Annotated in this window: 23 protein-coding genes; 9 read left to right on the top strand and 14 right to left on the bottom strand. The window is 57.9% G+C overall.

The window, feature by feature from the left end; all coding sequences use genetic code 11:
- Positions 1–43: 43 nt before the first annotated feature.
- Both AB8A50_RS06550 and AB8A50_RS06555 read right to left on the bottom strand, forming a co-directional pair.
- The gene (locus tag AB8A50_RS06550; RefSeq protein ID WP_120289560.1) at positions 44–727 is read right to left on the bottom strand and encodes a hypothetical protein; all 684 of its coding nucleotides are present in this window, start codon (positions 725–727) and stop codon (positions 44–46) included.
- Between the two features lie 49 nt (positions 728–776).
- Positions 777–950 carry a hypothetical protein gene (locus AB8A50_RS06555; RefSeq protein WP_170849664.1) on the bottom strand — a complete coding sequence of 58 codons (174 nt, stop codon included), beginning with the start codon at positions 948–950 and terminating at the stop codon, positions 777–779.
- A 294-nt stretch (positions 951–1244) separates the two neighbouring features.
- Between AB8A50_RS06555 and pflB the strand changes: the two genes are divergently transcribed.
- Genes pflB through AB8A50_RS06575 form a run of 4 tightly spaced genes read left to right on the top strand, consistent with a single transcriptional unit; the run spans position 1245 to position 6897 of the window.
- The gene (pflB, locus tag AB8A50_RS06560) at positions 1245–3515 is read left to right on the top strand and encodes a formate C-acetyltransferase (protein ID WP_439077200.1); all 2271 of its coding nucleotides are present in this window, start codon (positions 1245–1247) and stop codon (positions 3513–3515) included.
- 12 nt (positions 3516–3527) lie between these two features.
- On the top strand, positions 3528–4355 hold the full coding sequence (gene pflA, locus AB8A50_RS06565; RefSeq protein WP_093758490.1) for a pyruvate formate-lyase-activating protein: 828 nt from the start codon (positions 3528–3530) through the stop codon (positions 4353–4355).
- Positions 4356–4391: 36 nt separating this feature from the next.
- A complete protein-coding gene (locus tag AB8A50_RS06570) occupies positions 4392–5996 on the top strand; it encodes an aspartate:alanine exchanger family transporter (protein WP_439077201.1) in 1605 nt (534 codons plus the stop codon).
- Positions 5997–6027: 31 nt separating this feature from the next.
- Positions 6028–6897 carry a formate/nitrite transporter family protein gene (locus AB8A50_RS06575; RefSeq protein WP_120289556.1) on the top strand — a complete coding sequence of 290 codons (870 nt, stop codon included), beginning with the start codon at positions 6028–6030 and terminating at the stop codon, positions 6895–6897.
- Positions 6898–7411: 514 nt separating this feature from the next.
- Here the strand turns inward: AB8A50_RS06575 and AB8A50_RS06580 are convergent.
- Entirely contained in the window at positions 7412–7819 is a 408-nt protein-coding gene (locus AB8A50_RS06580; protein ID WP_120289552.1) for a hypothetical protein, read from the bottom strand.
- On the opposite strand from AB8A50_RS06580, the gene AB8A50_RS06585 reads away from it, so the two are divergent.
- The 3 genes from AB8A50_RS06585 (at position 7797) to AB8A50_RS06595 (ending at position 9914) form a co-directional block, all read left to right on the top strand.
- The gene (locus AB8A50_RS06585) at positions 7797–7997 is read left to right on the top strand and encodes a hypothetical protein (RefSeq protein ID WP_147421633.1); all 201 of its coding nucleotides are present in this window, start codon (positions 7797–7799) and stop codon (positions 7995–7997) included. The genes AB8A50_RS06580 and AB8A50_RS06585 overlap by 23 nt on opposite strands.
- 374 nt (positions 7998–8371) lie before the next feature.
- Positions 8372–8635, top strand: coding sequence for a hypothetical protein (locus AB8A50_RS06590; RefSeq protein WP_120289550.1), 264 nt, complete (start codon positions 8372–8374; stop codon positions 8633–8635).
- A 349-nt stretch (positions 8636–8984) separates the two neighbouring features.
- Positions 8985–9914 (top strand): DUF4344 domain-containing metallopeptidase, encoded by a 930-nt coding sequence (locus tag AB8A50_RS06595; protein ID WP_439061623.1) that lies wholly within the window; start codon positions 8985–8987, stop codon positions 9912–9914.
- Positions 9915–10399: 485 nt separating this feature from the next.
- Here AB8A50_RS06595 and AB8A50_RS06600 read toward each other — a convergent pair whose 3' ends face one another.
- From AB8A50_RS06600 to AB8A50_RS06640, 9 genes are all read right to left on the bottom strand, one after another.
- Positions 10400–10870 (bottom strand): hypothetical protein, encoded by a 471-nt coding sequence (locus tag AB8A50_RS06600; protein ID WP_120289546.1) that lies wholly within the window; start codon positions 10868–10870, stop codon positions 10400–10402.
- A complete protein-coding gene (locus AB8A50_RS06605) occupies positions 10854–11777 on the bottom strand; it encodes a DUF2950 domain-containing protein (RefSeq protein WP_120289544.1) in 924 nt (307 codons plus the stop codon). Before AB8A50_RS06605 ends, AB8A50_RS06600 begins: the two co-directional genes overlap by 17 nt.
- On the bottom strand, positions 11774–13402 hold the full coding sequence (locus AB8A50_RS06610) for a DUF3300 domain-containing protein (protein WP_120289542.1): 1629 nt from the start codon (positions 13400–13402) through the stop codon (positions 11774–11776). The genes AB8A50_RS06605 and AB8A50_RS06610 overlap by 4 nt, the downstream gene beginning before the upstream one ends.
- Positions 13403–13518: 116 nt before the next feature.
- Entirely contained in the window at positions 13519–15420 is a 1902-nt protein-coding gene (locus AB8A50_RS06615; RefSeq protein ID WP_120289540.1) for a sensor histidine kinase, read from the bottom strand.
- 96 nt (positions 15421–15516) lie between these two features.
- Positions 15517–15756 carry a hypothetical protein gene (locus AB8A50_RS06620; RefSeq protein ID WP_439073021.1) on the bottom strand — a complete coding sequence of 80 codons (240 nt, stop codon included), beginning with the start codon at positions 15754–15756 and terminating at the stop codon, positions 15517–15519.
- Between the two features lie 38 nt (positions 15757–15794).
- Entirely contained in the window at positions 15795–16598 is an 804-nt protein-coding gene (locus AB8A50_RS06625; protein WP_120289536.1) for a DUF2092 domain-containing protein, read from the bottom strand.
- A gap of 79 nt (positions 16599–16677) precedes the next feature.
- Entirely contained in the window at positions 16678–17103 is a 426-nt protein-coding gene (locus AB8A50_RS06630) for a hypothetical protein (protein WP_439071787.1), read from the bottom strand.
- 11 nt (positions 17104–17114) lie between these two features.
- Complete coding sequence (locus tag AB8A50_RS06635; RefSeq protein ID WP_120290304.1) at positions 17115–18347, bottom strand: biotin/lipoyl-binding protein; 1233 nt, start codon at positions 18345–18347, stop codon at positions 17115–17117.
- Positions 18340–18783, bottom strand: a complete 444-nt coding sequence (locus tag AB8A50_RS06640) for a hypothetical protein (protein ID WP_120289534.1) — start codon at positions 18781–18783, stop codon at positions 18340–18342. The genes AB8A50_RS06635 and AB8A50_RS06640 overlap by 8 nt, the downstream gene beginning before the upstream one ends.
- 158 nt (positions 18784–18941) lie before the next feature.
- Here AB8A50_RS06640 and AB8A50_RS06645 point away from each other — a divergent pair, with 158 nt between their 5' ends.
- Both AB8A50_RS06645 and ppk2 read left to right on the top strand, forming a co-directional pair.
- The gene (locus AB8A50_RS06645; RefSeq protein ID WP_089264212.1) at positions 18942–19397 is read left to right on the top strand and encodes a hypothetical protein; all 456 of its coding nucleotides are present in this window, start codon (positions 18942–18944) and stop codon (positions 19395–19397) included.
- A 36-nt stretch (positions 19398–19433) separates the two neighbouring features.
- Positions 19434–20234 carry a polyphosphate kinase 2 gene (gene ppk2 / locus AB8A50_RS06650; protein ID WP_120289532.1) on the top strand — a complete coding sequence of 267 codons (801 nt, stop codon included), beginning with the start codon at positions 19434–19436 and terminating at the stop codon, positions 20232–20234.
- Between the two features lie 43 nt (positions 20235–20277).
- Here the strand turns inward: ppk2 and AB8A50_RS06655 are convergent, their stop codons facing one another.
- Complete coding sequence (locus tag AB8A50_RS06655) at positions 20278–20712, bottom strand: hypothetical protein (RefSeq protein WP_120289530.1); 435 nt, start codon at positions 20710–20712, stop codon at positions 20278–20280.
- A 54-nt stretch (positions 20713–20766) separates the two neighbouring features.
- On the bottom strand, positions 20767–20922 hold the full coding sequence (locus AB8A50_RS06660) for a hypothetical protein (protein WP_158596792.1): 156 nt from the start codon (positions 20920–20922) through the stop codon (positions 20767–20769).
- Positions 20923–20947 lie beyond the last annotated feature (25 nt).

A 20947-nucleotide genomic window follows, 5' to 3' on the forward strand; every position in this document is an offset into this window, starting at 1 on the left:
GATGACCTAGCGTCTGTGCTACCATCAATAAACCCAATACGCCTTAATTTTGCGGCGGCAGCGCCTTCGAACTAGGAACGGGCCGCCTGTCGTACAAGACCGACGCGCTGACGACCAAGACCCACAGTGGGAAAACGAGCAAGCTTCCATCGAAGCAATTGCTTCCAAGCAGAAGAACAGCTGCGATGACATATCCGCCGACCGCCAGCCAACGCGGCGTCAAACGGGTATAGATAGCAATAGTCGATGTCGTGATCATGAAGACGGCCGCCGTCTTCGCCAAATAGATGTTGACCATCCCGTAGGCTAAGCCGCGCCCAAAGTGAAACGTCGCAGAGTGAATGAGCAACTCGGGCGCCGCGTGGAACGCGATGATGATCGCACCAACAACCGCGGCCGCGGCGAAAAGCATGGCCAACATCAAAAATCCGCTTCCTAAGAAGACCGTAGCAAAAAAACGATCTTCCCGTGCCCCGAGTCGATCGCGAAGAACTCCCAGGAACCATAGAAAAGCTATCCCGGCGAATGGCACTAGGTTCATGGCCAGCGTGACATAACCGGTGTCTCCCGCAAGCCAAGCTCCCCGCTCGAAAGGATCGGAGGGGACTGAGAGCCGCATGAGCCCAAACACTGCAAACAACAGGACCGAGAATATGATCCCGGCAAACGCCGCGGCCTTTGGCGTTCTCAGATAGGCGTCCGTTAAAGGCGGCTCGCTCGGAATCACAGCGAAGCTCCCGAGAAGGAAGAGATCGAAAGTCTTTGTCTCGCAGGCACTAGTCGCGCTTGGGCGGCTGCTGACCTAGCCGCAGACGCTGCGCTCTCATTCGTTTTATTTCTTCATTCAGCGCATCGCTCTTTTCGTCGCGTACTGCACTATCCGATTTTGCATCGTTCTCACGCAGTTTACTCAACGCTTTCTCTACGGAGAGTTTGGGTGTTTCAGCCATTCGGAACCCTCTTTTAATTCACACACCGCCAAGAGCCGTTTCTCCCCTACAAGTTCGCAGCACATATCAGGCGGTCCCGCCGCATCGCTGCAAGACCAGCCCCCTAAACTGAGTGACCGCTCGGGCGGGTAAGACGACGGAGAGGCAAGAACTCTGTGGATACAACTGCGCTTGGCTCAGCGTTGGCTTGATCTAGATCAAGCATCGGTAGCTCGGCTGGACCAACATCCGAGACACTTGCTCGCGCAAAATCACCCCATCGGCACAGCGACCGAGGAAGCACCGGAGGAAACCATGAAAGCAAGTGCAGCACTCAGGAAGGAAGCTGACACCAAAGATTGCTGGAAGGGGTTCCGGCCAGGAGACTGGCAGACTTCGATCAATGTGCGCGATTTTATTGTCCGGAACGTTACGCCTTATACCGGTAGCGAGACTTTCCTGGCAGCTCCATCGCAGCGCACAAAGGCGGTATGGGCGAAACTGCAGCCTTACTTTTCGGATGAGAGAAAGAAGGGCGTGCTTGCGGTAGATGCGGCCTCTCCTTCCACTATGCTGGCACACAAAGCTGGCTATATCGATCGCGACAATGAAGTCATTGTCGGCCTGCAGACGGATGAGCCCTTCAAGCGAGCGATCTTCCCGTTCGGCGGCCTGAGGATGGTTGAGAACGGTTTGCAAGCTGCCGGCTTCGAACCTGACGCGCGCGTGCACGAGGCATTCACGAAATATCGTAAGTCGCACAATGATGGCGTGTTCGACGCCTATACGCCCGAGATCATGAACTGTCGGAGATCCGGGATCGTTACCGGTCTGCCCGACTCTTACGGGCGCGGCCGCATCATTGGTGATTATCGCCGTTTGGCTCTTTACGGGATCGACCGTCTCGTTGAGGTCAAGCAGGCAGAACGCGCCCAGATCGACGACATGTGGCCAACCGACGAAATCATTCGGATGCGCGAAGAACTCTCGGAGCAGATGCGTGCGCTCGGCGATCTGGCTGCCATGGCGAAGCTCTACGGGAGCGACGTATCCAAGCCAGCAGCGAATGCACATGAAGCATTCCAGTGGACGTATTTCGCCTATCTTGGCGCGATCAAGGAGGCAAACGGCGCCGCGATGTCGATCGGCCGTATATCGAGCTTCCTCGATATCTTCATCGAGCGCGACCTGAAAGGCGGCATTCTGGACGAAACCGGGGCCCAGGAGCTCTGGGACCAGCTTGTCCAGAAGCTCCGCATCGTCCGCTTCCTCCGTACCCCTGACTATGATGCGTTGTTCAGCGGCGACCCCTACTGGGCGACCGAATGCGTTGGTGGCATGGATTTGGACGGGCGGGCTTTGGTGACCCGAAGCAGCTACCGGATGCTGCACACGCTCTACAATCTCGGTCCGGCGCCCGAGCCGAATATTACGGTGCTCTGGTCGACCAAGATGCCCGCGCCCTTCAAGCGATACTGCGTGAGAGTCAGCAAGGACACCTCTTCACTTCAGTACGAGAATGACGATTTGATGCGACCTTTCTGGGGGGACGATTACGGCATTGCCTGCTGTGTTTCGGCAATGCGCCTCGGAAAGCAGATGCAGTTCTTTGGAGCGCGGGTCAATCTGGCGAAAGCACTGCTCTATGCCATCAACGGCGGCCGAGACGAAGTATCTGGCGAGCAGGTCGCGCCTCAGTCGCAGCCCGTTGCGGGTGATTTCCTCGACTACGACGATGTGATGGGCAAGTTCGATACGACGATGGAGTGGCTCGCCAAGATTTACGTCCACGCCATGAACTGCATCCACTATATGCACGACAAGTACTTCTATGAGCGTCTGGAGATGGCGCTTCACGACCGCGACATCCTGCGGACGATGGCGTTCGGCATAGCAGGCCTCTCGGTGGTTGCCGACAGTCTCAGCGCTATGAAGTACGGGAAAGTACGCGTCGTGCGAGACGCGACGGGACTTGTGGTTGACTACCAGAACGAGGGTAACAAGTCGACGCCGCAGTTCGGTAACAACGACGACCGGGTCGATCAGATCGCCTCTAGCCTCGTCACGCGTTTCATGGAGAAAATCCGTAAGCATCCGACCTACCGGAACGCGACACACACCCAGAGCGTGCTCACGATTACGTCCAACGTCGTCTACGGCAAAGCCACCGGAAACACCCCGGACGGACGGCGGAAAGGAGAGCCGTTCGGACCTGGCGCGAACCCAATGCATGGACGCGATAGCCACGGTTGGCTCGCGTCCTGCCTCTCGGTCGCAAAGCTACCCTACAAGGATGCGCAGGACGGCATCAGCTACACAGTTTCGGTCGCTCCCCAGAAGGCTCATCTGTCGGAAGACCAACTCGTGGATGAAGCAGTCAAGGCATTCGACGTGTACTTCGATCGAGGCGGGTTCCATATGAACCTGAACGTCATCGACAGGGAAACGCTCGAGGACGCGATGAAAAACCCCGACAAGTATCCACAACTTACGATCCGGGTCTCGGGTTATGCCGTGAATTTCGTCCGACTGACGCCAGAGCAGCAACGCGACGTGATCAGCCGCACCTTCCACGGCCAGATCTGAGCGAGGTGCACCATGTCAACGGTGCAGACCCTGGAGCCGGGAAGTCGTCATGACCTTCGGGTCGGGATTTCACCCGACGCGCCCGATGAGGACAAATTCAAGGACCAGGAAGGCACGTTCGGATACTGCCATTCCTATGAGACGTCCTCTCGCTACGACGGGCCCGGCTTGCGCACCGTGCTGTTCGTCTCGGGCTGCCTTCTGCGATGCACCTATTGTCACAATCCGGACACTTGGCACCTTAAGGACGGCACCTACGTCTCGGCCGCCCACGTGCTCCGCCGCCTTGCCGATTTCGCGCCCTCCCTTCGGGCACTTGGCGGCGGGCTAACCATCTCGGGTGGCGAGCCGATGGTACAGCGCGCGTTTACCCAGCAAATATTTGCCGGCGCCAAGAAGATGGGCCTGCACACGGCTGTGCAGACCTCCGGCTTCCTCGGCGATCACGCGGACGATACCTATCTGTCCGAGATCGACCTCGTTCTTCTCGACATCAAGAGTTCGGATCCCGAAACATATCGTCGAACTACCGGCCGCGACATCGCGCCAACGCTTCGTTTTGCCGAGCGCTTGGCGTCGATGTCGAAGCCGGTCTGGGTCCGCTTCACCCTCGTTCCCGGCGAGAATGACGATCCGGCGAATGTCGATGGCATCGCGCGATTTGTCGCGCCGATGAAGAATGTCGAATGGGTGGAAGTGCAACCTTTCCACCAGATGGGCGCGTTCAAGTGGAAAGCGATGGGTCTCGAATACAAACTTGCTGACACGCTACCGCCCAGTCCGGATCTGGTGAACCGGGTGCTCGGACAGTTCCGTGCTGCGGGATGTCAAGCACGCTGATCAAACAATTGTTCGGCAGATTTGGGAGTAAGACACATGATGGATTTTGCGCGCGACATCATCGGCAGCCAGCCAATCTTGACGGCTTTTCTGGCGATTGGATTAGGCTACCTCGTCGGCCAGATCAGCATCGCCGGATTTTCCATGGGCGTCGGAGCCGTTCTTTTTGTCGGCCTCGGGATCGGGGCCTTTGCGCCAAAAGCCCAGATCATTGGTCCGATCGGACTGACCGGTCTAATCATGTTCCTCTACGGGATCGGCATCCTCTACGGCCGTCAGTTTTTCGAAGGCATGAGCGGAGTTGGGCAGAAATACAATCTGCTCGCCCTCGTTGCGTGCCTGACCGGCTTGGCCGTAGCGCTCGGGCTCGGGCACATATTTAACATCAAAATTGGTCATACCCTTGGGCTTTATGCGGGATCGATGACAAGCACGGCATCACTACAGGCCGCGCTCGACGTCATGAAGAACAAGGACCCGTCGATCGGATATTCAATCGCATATCCGTTTGGCGTCATCGGTCCAATTCTCTGCATCTATTTCATGACCAGGCTCGTTAAGCCCAAGTTCCCGGCCAAGGCCCAGCATTTTCATATGGGCGAAATCACTATCGGCGAGAACTTTTCCGGTGTCACGCTTGGAGACCTCGCCACTGACTCTCTCGCCGAGCTGCAGATCACGATGGTCCGCCAGAACGGCCGCAACGTCGTTCCGACCGACGGCACCATTCTGAATGCGGGAGACGCCCTGCTCGTCGTCGCCGATCGCAAAGAGGAAATCGCACTGGCGGCTGAACGTCTTGGCCGACTCGAACCGGGCCGGCTCGCGAGCGACCGCGCCGACCTCGATTACATCCGGGTCTTCGTTGGCAAGGCCAGCACGGTCGGCGTACCGCTTTCGAAGCTGCCGATGCCGCCCGGCGTGCCAGCGCACATCTTGCACGTGCGGCGCTACGATGCTGACCTCGTTCCATCTCCCGACCTCATGCTGGAGTTTGGCGACCGCGTCGGAGTGCTGACGCCGCCGGACAAGAAAGAAGACATCCGCAAACATTTTGGTGACTCCATCAAGGCGACTGCTGACTTCAGCTATGTTTCGCTCGGTCTCGGCATGGTGATGGGCGTCCTTCTCGGTCTGATCCCTATTCCGATTCCGGGCGTGGGTACTGTGACGCTCGGCATCGGCGGCGGCCCGCTAATCGTTGCGCTCGTTCTCGGCAAGCTCCGCCGCACCGGACCGATGCTTTGGACCATGCCTCTGCCAGCGAACATCGTTCTTCGGAACTTCGGTCTCGCGATTTTTCTCGCAACTGTTGGGGTGAATTCCGGACAGCCCTTCGTCCGCACCGTAGCGGAATCGGGATTCACAATGCTGTTCATCGGTGTTTCCATACTTCTGACGACAGTGTTCATCGTCCTCGTTGTCGGCCACTACATTCTGAAGATCCCATACGATGACCTGGTCGGCGTGGCATCCGGCGCAACTGGAAACCCTGCCATCCTGGTCTATTCAACGAAAATGGCGCCGACCGAACGCCCAGACATCGGCTACGCCATGATCTTCCCATCGATGACACTTTTGAAAGTGATCGCGGCGCAGATCGTCGGGCTTTTGACGATAGGCAGTACAGGCGGGCAATAGCGCCAGTGACGACGATCGAGGAGGAGCAGGAATGCCCGATCGGATCCCCGCGCCGCAACCGGCTATCTTCAATCTGCAGGCTTACAGCCCGGCAGAAATCAAGGAAGCTGTAGAAAAGGTCGGAATAAAGAAGGCAACGCTACCGTTCCTGGCCTCCTTCATGCTGGCGGTCATCGCGGGCGGTAGCGTCGGCTTCGGCGCTCTTTACTACACGATCATTGCCAGCGACGCAGATCTCAGCTTCGCCACTGTGCGCGTCGTCGGCGGGTTAGTGTTCTCCCTCGGACTTGCGCTTGTTCTAGTTGGAGGCGCCGAGTTGTTCACGGGCAACAACCTGATCGTGATGGCGTGGGCGAGCGGAAAGGTATCTACGGCGGCGATGCTCCGCAACTGGGCCACCGTCTATCTCGGAAATTTCCTCGGATCACTTGGACTGGTTGTGCTGGTCTTTCTCTCTCATCACCCGGACATGAATGATGGCCGCATCGGCCTTTCGATACTGAATACGGCCGCCGGAAAACTTCGCCCCGATATGATGACACTGTTCTTCAAAGGCATCCTTTGCAACGTGCTCGTTTGCGCGGCGGTGTGGCTTGCTTATGCTGGCCGGTCAGTTACCGACAAGATCGTTGCAGTCATCCTGCCGGTGTCTGCCTTCATAGCAGCCGGGTTCGAACACTGCGTTGCCAATATGTATTTCCTCCCCCTGGCGTGGCTGCTAGTCCAAACCGGTCACGCGCCAGCGAATTTCGACACTTCATCCATCACAATGTCCGCGATATTCCACAATCTGTTGCCGGTAACGCTCGGCAACATCATAGGCGGCGCCGGCTTTGTCGGTGTCGCTTACTGGGCAATCTATCGTGCGGCGTTCGGCGCATCGCACCGAGATCAGAAATAACAGGCGCAATCTCCACGCTCGAATCGGCTTACCAACATGTCGCCACAGCCCAACCATCGGCAATCCTATCGGACGACCGCTTCGGACGCGATACGGAGCGGCCTGTTGAGCCGAACGCTTGCCCCAGCGACCGCAATTGTGACCGCAATGCTCCTCGCGGCCTTGGCCGCCGTCGGCAGCGTAGATGCAGCGACGCGAGCCAAGCCCAACCAGATCCGATACAAGTATGTTGCGCCAACGGACCCGTCGCACCAGGCGATCTACGATCAGATCGAGCAAGGCCGAGCCCTCGAGCTCCTGCAGCAATTGCTGAGCCCTCTCCGCCTGCCCCACCCGCTCACACTCAAAGTCGCGAGTTGCGACGGCGTTCCCAACGCCTGGTACGAAGATGAGGTCGTCACATTATGCTACGAACTGCTGGCAGAGATTTTGAAGAATGCGACGACGCGCGATCTCTCTGCTGCTGGGGTCTCCAAAGCCGACATAATTCTTGTCATGGCGTCGGCGCGGCAGTTCAATACCTCCTTAGCATGCCGTGTTCCACGCTTATGTCGCCGTAATCGGCGCACGCCACTTTAGGCGCTCTCCTCAAGGCCGCGAGCACTCGATTGGTCGTTTTTCCAGCCGCCTCTGATACTTCAGGACGGAATTTACTTCGGTCGTAATCCTTGGCATCGTGGGCCTTTATAGCAGCGTCATAAGCCTCGATCATTGCCATCGCCGCATCAGCGCTCCCGAGAAGCTTGGCCCCTTGTTGGACGCCGCCGACGCCATTGGCCTCGTAGCCGGTGCACCGTTGTTCGAGCACCGCGGCTGCGGTAGCAAGTTGGTCTAGGAACGTCGATTCTGCGTCCGTCAGCGTCTGCATCTGCACCGTCACGATTATCGGGAGCAGTGCGATGGTCGCCAAAGTGATTTTCATCGTCTCGGTCCTCCCTACGGCGGTCGAAAGATTCAGCTACTGCTCGACGCCAGCATCCGCAAACCCATTAGCACCGAAGTATGAATTATCCATCGACGTCAATAGCGCCAAGCAACTCGGTCTGAGCGTGCCGCCGGCGCTTCGCGCAGAAGCACCGAAGTCATGGAAAAATCAGTGATCGCTTTCCATGTCTGCTGTACATGTCATTTTGCTTGGCTGCTGGATCAGTCGCCATGGCAGCGTATTATCCTTGCATTAAAACCACGGCCTTTCTCAAACCAGATATCGTCAACAGTTGCGGTCGCACAGTCCCAACTCAGTCCCCTCCACAGAACCTGCGGACCCATGACGATGAATCGCGTTCCCTACTCTCAGCAGTAGCGCCGCAGCGCGTCATCTTTGGCAACGGTGCCGCCGGTCGGGTCGGAGACAAAACCTTTGATCTAGGTCAACGTCTGCGAGCTTCAAGCATTCACGCTATAGTAACGCGCCCCACAGGCGTCTCCACCAGTCACCCTTCGGTGACGCAAGCGTGAAAGAGGGAGTGCGGCCATGCACCCGAGGAAAAGTCCATCAATCAAGTCGGCGACTATTGCCGGTATTATTGCGAGCGCCCTGTTGGGGTCTGCAGGCCTCACTCTCAATCCGGCGCCAGCCAACGCGGTCGTTTATTGCCAGTACGTCAGCTATCCTTCAGGTTGTGTTGCCCGCGCGGGCGTCGCGCTTAGGGCACGTCCGGTGGCGCGCGCTGCGGTTCGTCATAACGCCGGTGGCAACATGAATGGTGGCGTCAATCGCGTCGGGGTGAGACGGTAGAGGTCGGTATGCCGCGGCTGCCCGGCTCGTTGTCGCCATTCTCATAATTGCGGTCGCGGAGCTTCCAGGCCACCGCGATCTGCATGCCAGCACGCCCTGGCACCCGGCGCGGGCCGGCAAGTAAAGCGCTTGCGGCTGCCGCTTGCTCGCGGGCGCACTTCTAACAACTGAGATGATAGCTCAAATTCAACGCGCCATTCTTGAAAATCAAATCTCTGTTGCCCAAACCCTGCGGATAGTCCTGTACTCGCAAGCCGTAAGTCGATGCAAGGCTGGCGAACGTCTCCGCCCGCAAGCGAACGAGAGAGCTGCTCGAAGAGCGAAGAGACCCCTTAAAAGCAGGTCGAACATGTCGCCACAGCTCGACCATCTGCAATCCCATCGGACGACCGTTTCGGATGTAGTACGGAGCGGCTTGTTGAGCCGATCGCTTGCCGCAGTGACCGCAATACTCCTCGGCGCCATGGCCGCCATCGGCAGCGTAGATGCTGCGCCGCGAGCCAAGCCTGACCAGATCCGATACAAGTATATTCGGCCAACAGATCCGTCGCACCAAGCGATCTACGATCAGATCAAGCAAGGCCGAGCCCTTGAACTCCTGCAGCAATTGCTGAGCCCTCTCCGCCTTCCCCATCCGCTCACACTCAAAGTCGCGAGTTGCGACGGCGTTCCCGATGCCTGGTACGGAGATGAGGTCGTCACGTTGTGCTACGAACTGCTGGCAGAGATTCTGAAGAATGCGACGACGCGCGATCTCCCTGCTGGGGTCTCCAAAGCCGACACAATTCTCGGTCCAGCGCTCGACGTTTTCCTGCACGAGACCGGACATGCTGTTTTCGACATGCTGCAAATCCCTGTCCTCGGCCGGGAGGAGGATGCGGCCGATCAGTTCTCCGCTTACGTCATGCTCCGGCTCAGCAAAGCCGAGGCCCGCAGAATGATCCTCGGCGCAGCCTATCTTCGCGCAAAGGAGCTTCCGGAAGCGGAGCCCCTGTCCTCTCGCGATAAGTTCTCGGACGAGCATTCGATGCCGGCCCAGCGAGCTTTCAATGTTTTGTGTATCGCTTACGGCGCGGACAAGAAGCTGTTTGCCGATATCGTCGCGAACGACATCTTGCCTAAGCAGCGAGCCGAAACCTGCGAGATCGACTACGACGATCTCACATTCGCTATGACGGCCTTGATCGGTCCGCATATCGACAAGACTTCAGCCAGGAAATTTCATGAGGTTTGGACGAGAACCGTCAGCGCCCGCCGTACGCGTCTGAATCGCCAGTAGGATAGATTTTATCCTCGTCCCGCTGTAGTCGGTCATCCCGGCGAATCGGCGTTCACCGTCTCCCAAGAAGCGATCGTCGAAAACCACTACCCCGAGCTTCTTTCTCGCAACCGAAACTTCCCGTCATGCCTCGCCCGTATTTTCTCTGCCGCTTGAGGTAATAGACCTCGTCGCGATAATCGAGCCAAACAACAGTATCTTCATGGCAATGCTCCCGCGCCTGCGTCTCATAGCGAAACGAAGTAAGCGGGAGAGCAGTGACAGCAGACGGCGCGAACAGCAGAAATGCGAACACCCAGGGGCACTGTCGGCAGATCAAGGCCTTACCGCGAATAGTGGATAGTTTACGTGACAGCACTAATCCCCAGCCAATTTCTGCGGACCGCCCCAAAAATAGATAAGGCCTTTCAGGCGCTTTCGATAAATTCATGCTGAGTGCGCACCTCTTACGAAATCAAACCGATTACGTCGTGACTATCCGCTCGTCACTCCTTCAGGGAAATTGTGATCTGGCCGATATTTCCAGCAAGCTCCACTCCCGCGCGGGGTCCGCGCAGGGCAATCCTTACACCCTGCCCATTCGTTAGTTGAACGCCGCCCATCCCGCCAACGAAGGCGCCTCCACCCCCAACAGAGCTATAGGTGCCGGCAAAGTCCCTGATCTGCCTTATGCCCGAGGCCCATCCTGTCAGTCGAATGACGGACACTCCCGCTGCAAACCCGAGACTCAGGCCGGATACCCTGAATGGATAGTCCCGGCCGCGATATGTCACGATGCCGCTGCCGCCGCCCGCTCCCAAGACCAGCCCCGCCTTCAACAGCTTTACCCGAACATAGCCGGATGCCTGAGCCCGGGACGGCGTCACCGGAACAGTCGATGTGAGCAGTACAACTGCCGTCAGATGCATCACGAGCAGACGCAAAGCAGATATCCCGCGCTCAGGGCTTTTCTGCATCGACTTTCTTCCAGGTCTGGTCCGGATCGAACAAGGACATGCGCCTCACGATCCGGTCGGTCTGCGGTCCGAGATCCTTTTCGTAGACCGTCCCGGCATGATTGACCACGAACGTCTTGACGCCGGAATTTCCGTATTCGGCAGGCCAGGCGATTAGTCCATAGCCGCCGATCATCTTGCCTTTCACCAAATAGATCAGCGCGCCGCCGGGAGCATTGGCCCCCTGCCCTTTCAGTATGCGAAAGTAGTAGCCGTGATACGGCTGCGGCTTTTCACCGACCTGGTAGCCTTCAGTTGAAGCTTCTGCGACCAACGCACCCAACGGGCTCGGATCGCCATCATCACGCCAAAACAGCCCGTCCTTCTTGCCCGGCGTCGATACAATCCGCTGTGCATAAACGCCAGCGCCCTCGCCGCGATCCTTCTCGGCATATTCGTTCTGGGCGTCGACATAGGCGAGACTGGTCTGGATCGCATCAAGTTCGTTACGGCCGATCCGGCGATACAGGACCTCGATGCGGCCCTCTTCAGTATCGAACTCCCAACCTGTCTTGGTGTTGATGAGTGGAATCGGGAACGGAAAGTCGTCCGTACCGAGCATCAAGGTAGCTCTCTTGTTGCCCTCCGTCTTGATCGCATGCTTGGCGTCATACATGGACGTGAAGCGCAGACGCGTGTCAGCGTCGGCCACCTCGTCACCGGACGACACGATGTCATCGGCTGCCTTGCCGAGGACCTTTAGAATATCGCTAGCGTCACCCTTGACCGCGATGGCAAGCGCCGCTGCAGCAGCCTCCGGCGTTGGAAAGGATTGTTGCGCTTCCGACACCGAGCCCATGAGAGCCAGCGCTACGACAGCCGCCGCAGTTGTCGATGCAGCGCGATGGATTGACGTCCAAACGATCATGGCGACACCTCCGAAGGGATTTTTGCGCCATTTGCAAGCCAATCCCGATAGGTGCGGAACGTCAGACCGAGCGCCTCATACTTCACCCGCAGGTAGCCGTCGCTGCCCCGCCTCACGGCATCTGGCACCACGTTTTCGACTTCCTGCGCGATCACGCCGACATAGGCCTTCTGGCCGCCGAGATAGCTGAAGCGATAGTAGCCGAGACCGTTGGCGAGATGGCCCAGCAGGACAACGTCATGCTTCAGAGCGATGTCAGACCGCCGCCCACCGCCGCCGCCACCTCGGAAACCACCGCCGCCACCACCACGGAAACCACCGCCGCCACCGCCATGAAAGCCGCCGCCTCCGCGCGCACCAGCGAAGCTTGCGCCGCCGCCGCGCGGCATGCTCGCCATGCTGGCCCGTCCGCGTGCAGACGCCGCCGCCGCCGCGCGGCCGGACGACACATTCATTGCACCGCCACGATTTCCACCGCCACGCCCGGCCGCGCCGGCCCCACTGCGGTTGGCAGTCTTCACACGATCACCGCCGCCTTTGGCGCGATTGCCAGCCTTCGCGCGATCGGCGCCGCCTTTGGCCCGGTCCGCAACGCCGGCGCGATCTCCACCTCCCGGCCGATCTCGTGTGCCGGCGCCAACGCCGCCTCGATCTCCCGCGCGATCGCCTGCGCCCTGGTTCGGACGCAGCACCTGCTGCCCGTCGCGACCACGGAAATCCATCCGGTTCGAGGCGCCCGCCTTCAGATTGTTGTTGCTGAAGCGCTGCTGAACGTTGGCGTTGTTGTAGCGCACGCCCTGGCGGTGCGCCGGGTTGTGCTGCCAACCGTTTCCAACATTGGTCGTGCGATGGTTGACATAGACGTTGCGGTTACCCCAGTTGAAGCCACCGCCCCAGTAGTTGCCCCAACGCCCGATTGCCCATGCGGTGCCGAAGGCGACACCCGCCGCGACAACACCCGCGCCGATATAGGACGGGTACCCGAAGTAATACGGTGGATATTCCGCATAGGGCCAGGTCCCGTACACCGTTGCCGGATCGTAATACGGTACATAAACCGCCGCAGGATCCGCCTGTTCGATTACGACCACCTGCTTGCTTTCCTGGGCCTTAACGCTGACCTTTTGCTGCTTGGTGGTCACGAGCTTTTTGTTGTCATAGGCTTTCGCCCGCAGCCGCTGGATCGCATCCATGACATCCGGCTGTTGAGCGAGCACCGCATCGCCGAGGCTCTTTGTCCAATCGACCTTGTCGCTCATCATCGCCAGGACGTCCGGAGTGCTGACCAGAGCCTTGACGCTGTCGTCCCACGCCTGCTTGTCGACCGCTTCCTTCAGCGCGTCACCCTTGAGCGACTTGCGTTCCTTGGCCCAACGATCCGCCTGCACTACCTCCAGCGGGTAGGTCGATGCTGCCAGGACATTCGCGAGCAGTTCGTCGGGATAAAGCGCAATGGGTGCGACCAGCGCCTCAAGTTGCTCTGGCTTTAGCAGCTCGACGCTCGGCGTTGGTCGGCTCGCCGGAACGTCTGGAGCGGCTGCCTTATCAACCGTCTGGGCCGAGACAGCGACAGGGATCGCCATCACCAGTGCAAGCGCGAATAGAATCTTGCGGCAGCAGAACATCACACCCTCCTTCGGGGTTCCCTGCAGCAAGCATCGACGGAAGGGAGGAAGGTCCTTTGATCAAGATCAAGGAAAGCCGAATTTCCAGTGACCGCGACGTTGGAGGATCTCTGACTTCATGCGGTGGACGACTGCGCGAGAGCGAGTGGGATTTTGATCACAAACAGCGCGCCGCCTGATACTTGATTTGCAGCAGAGATCTCCCCTTGGTGCGCCTCTACGATAGTACGGGCGATGGCGAGGCCCATACCCAAGCCTTGCGCCTTGGTCGTGAAGAATGGGTTGAAGATGCTCCGGATATCCGCGACCACGATTCCTGGACCGGTGTCGCTAATCTTGATTTCGGCGTGCGCGTTCAGCCGGGCCGTCGATATGTTGACTTCGCGCTCTTTATCGTCGGCATCGGAGATTGCGTCCATTGCATTAATGATCAGGTTGAGAATGACCTGTTGCAGCTGAACCGGATCGCCCTTGACGTACAAATCGCCCGAAGCGGCAGCGAACATTAGCGCAATGCCGCGTCGATCAGTCACTGCTTCTACAAGCCCGATCGCCTCCCGCACCGTATTGTTCAAATCGATGTCCCGGACCTCGAACGGCGTTTTCTTCAGTACGCTGCGAAGTCGGCGGATCACTTCGCTGGCCCGTTGATCGTCACGCCTGATGTCCGCAAGGATTTCCCTAACTTCGGCGAGATCCGGAGAGGCCCCCTTCAGCAAAAGCTCCGCTGTCTCTGTATTCGTAAGAATGGAGCCAAGCGGCTGATTCAGCTCATGCGCAATGGAGGTCGTCAACTCTCCGGCGGCCGAATAGCGGTTGACGTGCGCAAGTTCCGCCAGCCGCTGTCGTGACTCGATCTCGGCAAGGCGTCGCCGGCGACGTTCGTGCAATAAGCCGCTGATCAACCCCGTTTGGATCAGAATGACGGCAGCAATCAGCTGAATCTGCCAGCGATACTGCGCCCAAATATCGGGCTCGCGAAACAGGATCTCGCTGCCCGGCGGCAGATTGCTCTGGTTGATGCCCCAGCGTTGCATTTGCCGCCAATCGAATTTCGGCGCAGCGAATTCAATTGGCTCGACTTTGATGTTCCCCGGCTTCTCGCCGCCAAGGATTCGAACCGCTGCGTTGACAGTCTGCTTGCTGGTTTCGGCGATCGAATGCATCGGGCCGCCAACGGTTTCTGGATCGAAAAAGGCTTCCTGGTAGGAGAAGATCGGCGCATTGGCGACTGCATGAAGGCTACGCAAGGCAAGGTCGCCTTCATGGCTGACACCGGCAGCGTCGATAGACATCAAACCCCAGAACAGGACGGTGTGCGGCGGAAGCGCAGACGCTCTCTTGAGAATTTCCGTAAACGGAAGATCGGTGTAATAGACAAAGGCGACACGGTTCTCTAGCGGCTTCAATTCCCTTTTTAGCTCCTCAAGCCAAAATTGTTCCAATGCTGAGGCACCGATCACAACGGCAATCGTCTGAGTTTCCGGCATGACCTGAAGAATATTCTTGAACGCGGCCAGAAAATCATTGCGGACCGAAATGACGGTGTCGTTGTCCGTGAGGTTCACGCGGTTCACCAGCCGCTGCTCCACCACCGTCAGAACCATTGGCGTTCCGGGAAAAAGCTGCTCGCGATACTTCTGAACGAACGTTGCCGCCGGCGCTCCGATGCTCAACACGATATCAGGTGGACGGCCATGGTAGAGCGAGTTCAAATAGTCAACGAACGGTGCTTCCGGACCCGGGTTATTGAACCTCGCCGTGAGCAGCGCATGTTCCTGGATGTCCAGCGGCCACGGCGAAAGCCGCTCGAGCGTCGCCTTGATGCTCCTAGCATGCTCGCTCCAGGGGCGAAATTCCCGACCGAATGAATGAAGTACCAGCACGCGCTTAATGTCACTACGCTCAGTAGCTCCGGCAATGTCGAACGGAATGGACGCCCACAGCAGCGCGCAGACACACAGACGTACGACCAGGCGTAGTCGATCCGTGACAGCAACGGGGATGCAGCGATTCATCGTCCTCCCCAACCGTCTGAGACTCGCGAACAGTCGCTATGACACAGTGTCAGCGTGTGCGCATTTCCGCAACAGCCGGGCCAGGCAGCGCTGACGTCAACAGACCGTCGTGACTCGCCCATAGGCGTCCACGACTTGCCTGCACGATGAGCCATAATAGACGCCCGCGGCGCCGGCCGCAGCACCCACTGCAACGGCTCGGCGGGTGGTCCGGCGCGCTACCCCGGCATAGCTCATCGGTGTCAGCGGCCGCCCAACCCTCGCTTCAGCGACGGAGAATACCCCATGTATTGTGACGTCTCCGCCGCTCCAGCACCATCCCGCTACAAAGGACATGAGCGCGACTGCTACCATGATCACTTTTCGCACTGATTTCATTTTTTTGCTCCTGATGGCGTACCGGGGGGAATTTCGTCGAACTCTGCCATTGCGCCGGAATCCAGATCGACCTTCGTCGCACCGGCCGGTGGCTTGAATACAAATGTGTCGGCCTCCACGACGGCGTCATTCTTCCAGTCCCTGATCCTGAGCGTGTATTGCGGTGCCCCGGTCACCGTCTTGCTGGTGATCACATATTTCCGAGGAACAGGCCGTGCTCCACTCTCGATCCAGATTTGCCAATCGATATCCGCGCCACGAAACGCCAGATGTTCGCATTCGACGCCGTCGATCATACCTTGCCCAATGTGTTGAGCCTGGACGACATTGGACATCAACACGTCATAGGTATTTGTAAGCAGCAAGTCCGTGCCTGGCATCGCAGCGCCCGATTTCGCTTGGATCAGATCGACAAGCTGATCGATGGACCCCACAAGGTCGGCCTGCACATAGGCCTTGGCATTGTTGCCATAGATCGACGCAGTCTTTCCGTCGTAGATAAAGTCGACGTCGGTATAGCCTCCCGTTCGGCTAATCCGAAGCTTGTCCGGTCGCGAGAGCTGCATTCTTCCGGAACTCGTAAACTGGATCTTCTCCAGCTCAGGCGTCACGACCTCGATATCACTTTCGAATGTCGCAGAGATCGACTTTTGCGCGGCCGTGTATTCAGCCATCGCCTTAAGCAATTTCGCTGGATCGTCCGCACTGGCCGGCTGTGCAGAAAATGCGATGGCGGCAGCGACCAGCGCCACATCTACAAGGTGTTTTGGCTTACTGTTAACTGAATTTCTCTCGTTCATAGCGTAACTCCCTTGGTCAACTCTATCCAGCCACCCCGCGCACACTTTCTGTGATCCAGGTCAATCGCATCATCGGATGCTAATCCGCTATATCGCAACGATGGTAGGACACTTTCATATCCACCATTCCCGGAAACTCTCGAGAGATCGTATTTTCATCAACCACGTTAAGGATGAACTGGACGTGTGAAAGCATAATGCTCGATGCGCAGGCCGCGATCAGGTTGATCGTTTCCTTACTTTCCTTCTTCGACTTGATCTTGCAGATCTCGTGTTTTCCCCTCAGACGATCTGCTTCGGCGATGAAGCCGCCGCCGTATACGCCGGAGAAATTCGTAAACGCGATCTGTTTCGCACGCCCCTTGCGGGTAAACACTTTGTTGCATTGGTCCGCACTTGTCGCCCACGCACCAGCAAGATCGATCGCCTTTGCGCTCCGCGGTGACAACATTGCTGAGGAAGCCGCAATCAGGGCAATAACGACAAATCTTTGAAGCATAGCCATATTCTTTCCTCTCAATGACCGCTCAATACCAGTGTCTTGATTGGCAACAGCAGCGCCTGGATCCGCAACAGCAATGCATGCACAAGTCCGGTCGCATCTACGGCATGCAGGGCAAACCCCTTCAACGCACCAGTTTTTGGATCGGCAATTACGTCATGGTTGCTGGTGTACGCATTAACGATACACGCACTGCCCGGCGTGACTCCCTCCAAGCCGCCTTTGTAAAGCGGCTCCAGGAAGACGAGAATCGAACCGGGTCTTTGCAGGTTCTGCGGATCAATCAACAGCTCGCCGCTACGGAATTGCCCCGCGGCGATAAAATCCTGCACGCTTGTGACGACCAGCGGAATGATGACCCACGGCTTCGAGATACAGGTTGCTTCCGCGACCATGCCCGGCTTCATGACCTGGGCTTCGATCTGGCCAAATCCGGCCTGTAAGCTACGCCGACCTGCTCCGTCGGGTATCAACACTCCGGCCGGCCGCATAAGTTGATTGACGACGTCGCCGGTGCGAATGAGAAATTGCTCAACACGGCCATCGACGCCGGCACGCACATAGGTCTTGTCGACATCCACCTGCGCTTGCGCCTGCGCGGCCTCGGCGCTCGCTCTCTCGGCCGGCAAGAGCGTAGAAACACGCAGTAGCGAAGATTCCCTCGTGGCGGTCGCCACATCGATACCGGACTGCCGCTGATCGACCAGCACTTGCAGCTTCTCGATATCGCGCTGCGGCACGATCCCGGGATTCCGACGTTGCAGTTCGGTCTTGACCTCCAGCTCATCCTTGGCCTGCTGGTGAGATGCTCTCGCTTCTCCGATCTGGGCGTCCGCCTTAGCAATGTCGGTTCGCGCCGAGACGAGGGATGCCTCGACCTCGGCGATCTTTCGCTTGGCGGTCTCCAGCGCTGCGTCCTGCTTCGAACTATCCAGCCGGAAAAGAACGTCGCCCTTTTTAACATCAGCCGTGAATCCGACATTCACCTCCGCGACACGGCCCGAGCCTTCAGGGAGAATTGGTACCGTCCGGAAGTAGATGGCCGCCGACGTTGTGGACGGATGAAAATAGAAGATCATCGTGATTAGCCCGAGCGTCAGCATCAGGCAGCCGGTGATCCCCCATCTCAGTTCATACCAGACAGAGAAGAAAGTAATCTCTTTGCCGAACCGTTTTCCCTGCCGATAGCGGCGATAGAGATAATCGGGAAGGATGGTAACCAGCGAACAGATCATGAGTTCAAGCATGGTCATGCACCCCTTGTCTTATCGAGGGCTGAACATCGGCCTTGGGGCCAGTTACAGACTCAACCTTGGCTTCAGCGGAAAGCGTGCCCGGCGTCGCATTTGCGATTCGCTCCACGGAATCCGCAATGCTGCGCATCGGCGTACCGAAATCCGGCAGGTCGATCATGGCGAGCAACAAGCCCGCGATCCAAAAAATATGCATGTGAGTGAACAGCGAGATCAGACCGAGGACAGCGACGATCTCCATCTGCAGTTTCTGGCTTTTGTGCGCCATGCGTTCGGGCAGGCTGTGCAGTTTCCAGTATAGCGTACCCGCCCATAGCAGCGTCGCTACGAGAAAAACGCCCATCACTACCATCAGGGTATCCGCTCCGTCGGCACCGGGAACGAAGAATGGCAGATGATGAGGAGCTGCGGCGTGCAACTGTTCGCTCAAGTATTCTCTCCCTTCCGGACGCCTGGGCGCTCCGCAGCCATACGCTGTACCGTGCCTCCCCACGGTGCGGTTTGCTTGATTTGGATCAATAAAACACGATCGGCCGTACATAACCTTGTGGCAGCGCCGAAGCCGACAATCACCAGGAGCCATCAATCATGTCTCGTAGCATCGATGATCTCATTCCCAACGCCACGCAGATCCGTAAAGAGGCCGCCCTCAAGGAGGCCGAGGCGGTGGAAAAGTACGCACGTCTTGCCGCGGCGGCTGAGGCCGAGAAGCGCGCGCTGATCGAGCGGCTCAGCCAACCGTCCGGCAAGAGCGAAGCCGAAAAGGTCCAGCTTGCGTCGACCATAATCCAGCGGGCGGTACGAAACGGTTTGACGGAAGTTCAGGTCTATCGCTTTCCCAATTCGCTGTGCACCGACAAGGGTCGCGCGATCAATCAGCAAGAAAAGGGATGGGAGAAAACACTAACGGGAATTCCAAGTGAGATATTTCAGCTTTGGAGCGACTATTTGCAGCCACGTGGCTATCGCATCGGTTACCAGACCATCGATTATCCGGGAGGAATACCCGGCGACATTGCCATCACAATTTCTTGGGGAGATTGAACGTGGTTCGCATCGGATTCATGCTGGAGCTGTAAGATGTCAGCTGACGTGCCAAGGGAGCGATTAAAGCGCAAGGACTACGAGAAGGAGCTGGGAAAGCTTCAGGTCGAACTCTGCCATTTGCAGGACTGGGTTAAAGCCAATAATTTAAAAGTCATCGTTCTGTTCGAAGGACGCGATGCCGCTGGCAAGGGGGGCGCCATCAAAGCCCTCACCGAAAAGGTGAGTCCGCGGGTCTTCCGCGTCTGCGCCCTGCCAGCACCGTCTGACCGCCAAAAGTCTCAGCTATTCCTTCAACGCTACATCGAGCAGTTCCCGGCAAGTGGCGAGATCGTGATCTTCGACCGAAGCTGGTACAACCGCGCTGGCGTCGAGTATGTGATGGGCTTCTGCAGCCCCGCTGAACACAAACGCTTCTTGGAATTGTGCCCGCTGGTCGAGAAATTCGCTGTGGATGCTGGGATCATCCTAATCAAGCTGTGGCTTGAAGTCGGTATGAAGGAGCAGGAGCTGCGCTTCAAGGCACGCATCGAGGATCCTCTCCGTCAATGGAAGTTAAGCCCGATGGACACCGAGTCATTTGGGCGCTGGTATGACTATTCCCGAGCGCGCGACGTGATGTTCAAGGCGACCGATACAAGGCATGCGCCATGGCGATTGGTCCGCTCCGACGACAAGCGGCGGGCTCGGCTCAACATTATATCGCATATCCTCAAGACGATCCCATACAAGAAGATTGCGCGAAAGAAGATTAGGATGTCGAAGCGTTCCAACAAGGGCCGCTACAACGATCAGGTCAGCCTCCGTCGGATGAAGTTCGTCGAAAATCGTTACTAAAAGAAACGAGGCCGCGCAGTGCGCAGCCCCGTTCGACGCCGGCTTACTTCAACCGTATCGTCACGCCGCCAACAGCGGCGGATAGTTCAGCGCCAACTTTGGGGCCGCTGAGCTGCAGGATCACGCCATTGCCATTCTGCAATTGCACGCCTCCAGCGCCACCCACCACCGCCCCACCCGCTCCGACCACTCCATAGGTGCCTTCAATTGATGTGGGCCCCTTCAAATTGATCGCGCGACCGATGAGCTTGGTGGTAGATGCACCAATCGTGAAACCCACGCTCATGCCCGAGACGGTAAAGGGATAGGCTTTTCCGCGGTACCTCAACACGCCCTCACCGCCGCCGACCCCGACAATAAAGCCACCCTTGGTAAATATCACAGCAACCTGGCCCATATCCGCGCTTGATGGCGTGGCGAAGCCGACGACCCCAGCAAGCACCGCGACTGCAACGACAAAGACGCTAAATTTTCGCATGGTTCATTCCCTTCTGGTTGTGAAACTGACTTCTTGGGCCAAGATCATCGCGAACTATCCGAACACGGTGAAAAGTAGGCCGGACATGGCATGGCCGACCGGGAAGCCATCTTCGGTACCGAACTCTGGATCTCGTGCCGAGGAAGCCGATATCGTTCCCGCGGCCAATGTCAGCAGATCGGTTGTTGCGGCGTTGCCGTCCTTGGACATGTAACAAATCCAGGATGCTGATGGC

The sequence above is a fragment of the Tardiphaga sp. 841_E9_N1_2 genome (genome assembly GCF_051811065.1).
Lineage (GTDB): Bacteria > Pseudomonadota > Alphaproteobacteria > Rhizobiales > Xanthobacteraceae > Tardiphaga > Tardiphaga robiniae.

What these genes read in the sequence shown, in the direction of transcription:
- AB8A50_RS06620 (WP_439073021.1), bottom strand. Translation starts at nt 15,756, where the DNA reads ATGTCCTTTGTAGCGGGATGGTGCTGGAGCGGCGGAGACGTCACAATA.
- AB8A50_RS06580 (WP_120289552.1), bottom strand. Translation starts at nt 7,819, where the DNA reads ATGAAAATCACTTTGGCGACCATCGCACTGCTCCCGATAATCGTGACG.
- AB8A50_RS06635 (WP_120290304.1), bottom strand. Translation starts at nt 18,347, where the DNA reads ATGCTTGAACTCATGATCTGTTCGCTGGTTACCATCCTTCCCGATTAT.
- ppk2 (WP_120289532.1), top strand. Translation starts at nt 19,434, where the DNA reads ATGTCAGCTGACGTGCCAAGGGAGCGATTAAAGCGCAAGGACTACGAG.
- AB8A50_RS06615 (WP_120289540.1), bottom strand. Translation starts at nt 15,420, where the DNA reads ATGAATCGCTGCATCCCCGTTGCTGTCACGGATCGACTACGCCTGGTC.
- AB8A50_RS06645 (WP_089264212.1), top strand. Translation starts at nt 18,942, where the DNA reads ATGTCTCGTAGCATCGATGATCTCATTCCCAACGCCACGCAGATCCGT.
- AB8A50_RS06630 (WP_439071787.1), bottom strand. Translation starts at nt 17,103, where the DNA reads ATGGCTATGCTTCAAAGATTTGTCGTTATTGCCCTGATTGCGGCTTCC.
- AB8A50_RS06595 (WP_439061623.1), top strand. Translation starts at nt 8,985, where the DNA reads ATGTCGCCACAGCTCGACCATCTGCAATCCCATCGGACGACCGTTTCG.
- AB8A50_RS06590 (WP_120289550.1), top strand. Translation starts at nt 8,372, where the DNA reads ATGCACCCGAGGAAAAGTCCATCAATCAAGTCGGCGACTATTGCCGGT.
- AB8A50_RS06585 (WP_147421633.1), top strand. Translation starts at nt 7,797, where the DNA reads ATGGTCGCCAAAGTGATTTTCATCGTCTCGGTCCTCCCTACGGCGGTC.
- AB8A50_RS06655 (WP_120289530.1), bottom strand. Translation starts at nt 20,712, where the DNA reads ATGCGAAAATTTAGCGTCTTTGTCGTTGCAGTCGCGGTGCTTGCTGGG.
- AB8A50_RS06610 (WP_120289542.1), bottom strand. Translation starts at nt 13,402, where the DNA reads ATGTTCTGCTGCCGCAAGATTCTATTCGCGCTTGCACTGGTGATGGCG.
- pflB (WP_439077200.1), top strand. Translation starts at nt 1,245, where the DNA reads ATGAAAGCAAGTGCAGCACTCAGGAAGGAAGCTGACACCAAAGATTGC.
- AB8A50_RS06575 (WP_120289556.1), top strand. Translation starts at nt 6,028, where the DNA reads ATGCCCGATCGGATCCCCGCGCCGCAACCGGCTATCTTCAATCTGCAG.
- AB8A50_RS06605 (WP_120289544.1), bottom strand. Translation starts at nt 11,777, where the DNA reads ATGATCGTTTGGACGTCAATCCATCGCGCTGCATCGACAACTGCGGCG.
- pflA (WP_093758490.1), top strand. Translation starts at nt 3,528, where the DNA reads ATGTCAACGGTGCAGACCCTGGAGCCGGGAAGTCGTCATGACCTTCGG.
- AB8A50_RS06600 (WP_120289546.1), bottom strand. Translation starts at nt 10,870, where the DNA reads ATGCAGAAAAGCCCTGAGCGCGGGATATCTGCTTTGCGTCTGCTCGTG.
- AB8A50_RS06570 (WP_439077201.1), top strand. Translation starts at nt 4,392, where the DNA reads ATGATGGATTTTGCGCGCGACATCATCGGCAGCCAGCCAATCTTGACG.
- AB8A50_RS06555 (WP_170849664.1), bottom strand. Translation starts at nt 950, where the DNA reads ATGGCTGAAACACCCAAACTCTCCGTAGAGAAAGCGTTGAGTAAACTG.
- AB8A50_RS06660 (WP_158596792.1), bottom strand. Translation starts at nt 20,922, where the DNA reads ATGTCCAAGGACGGCAACGCCGCAACAACCGATCTGCTGACATTGGCC.
- AB8A50_RS06625 (WP_120289536.1), bottom strand. Translation starts at nt 16,598, where the DNA reads ATGAACGAGAGAAATTCAGTTAACAGTAAGCCAAAACACCTTGTAGAT.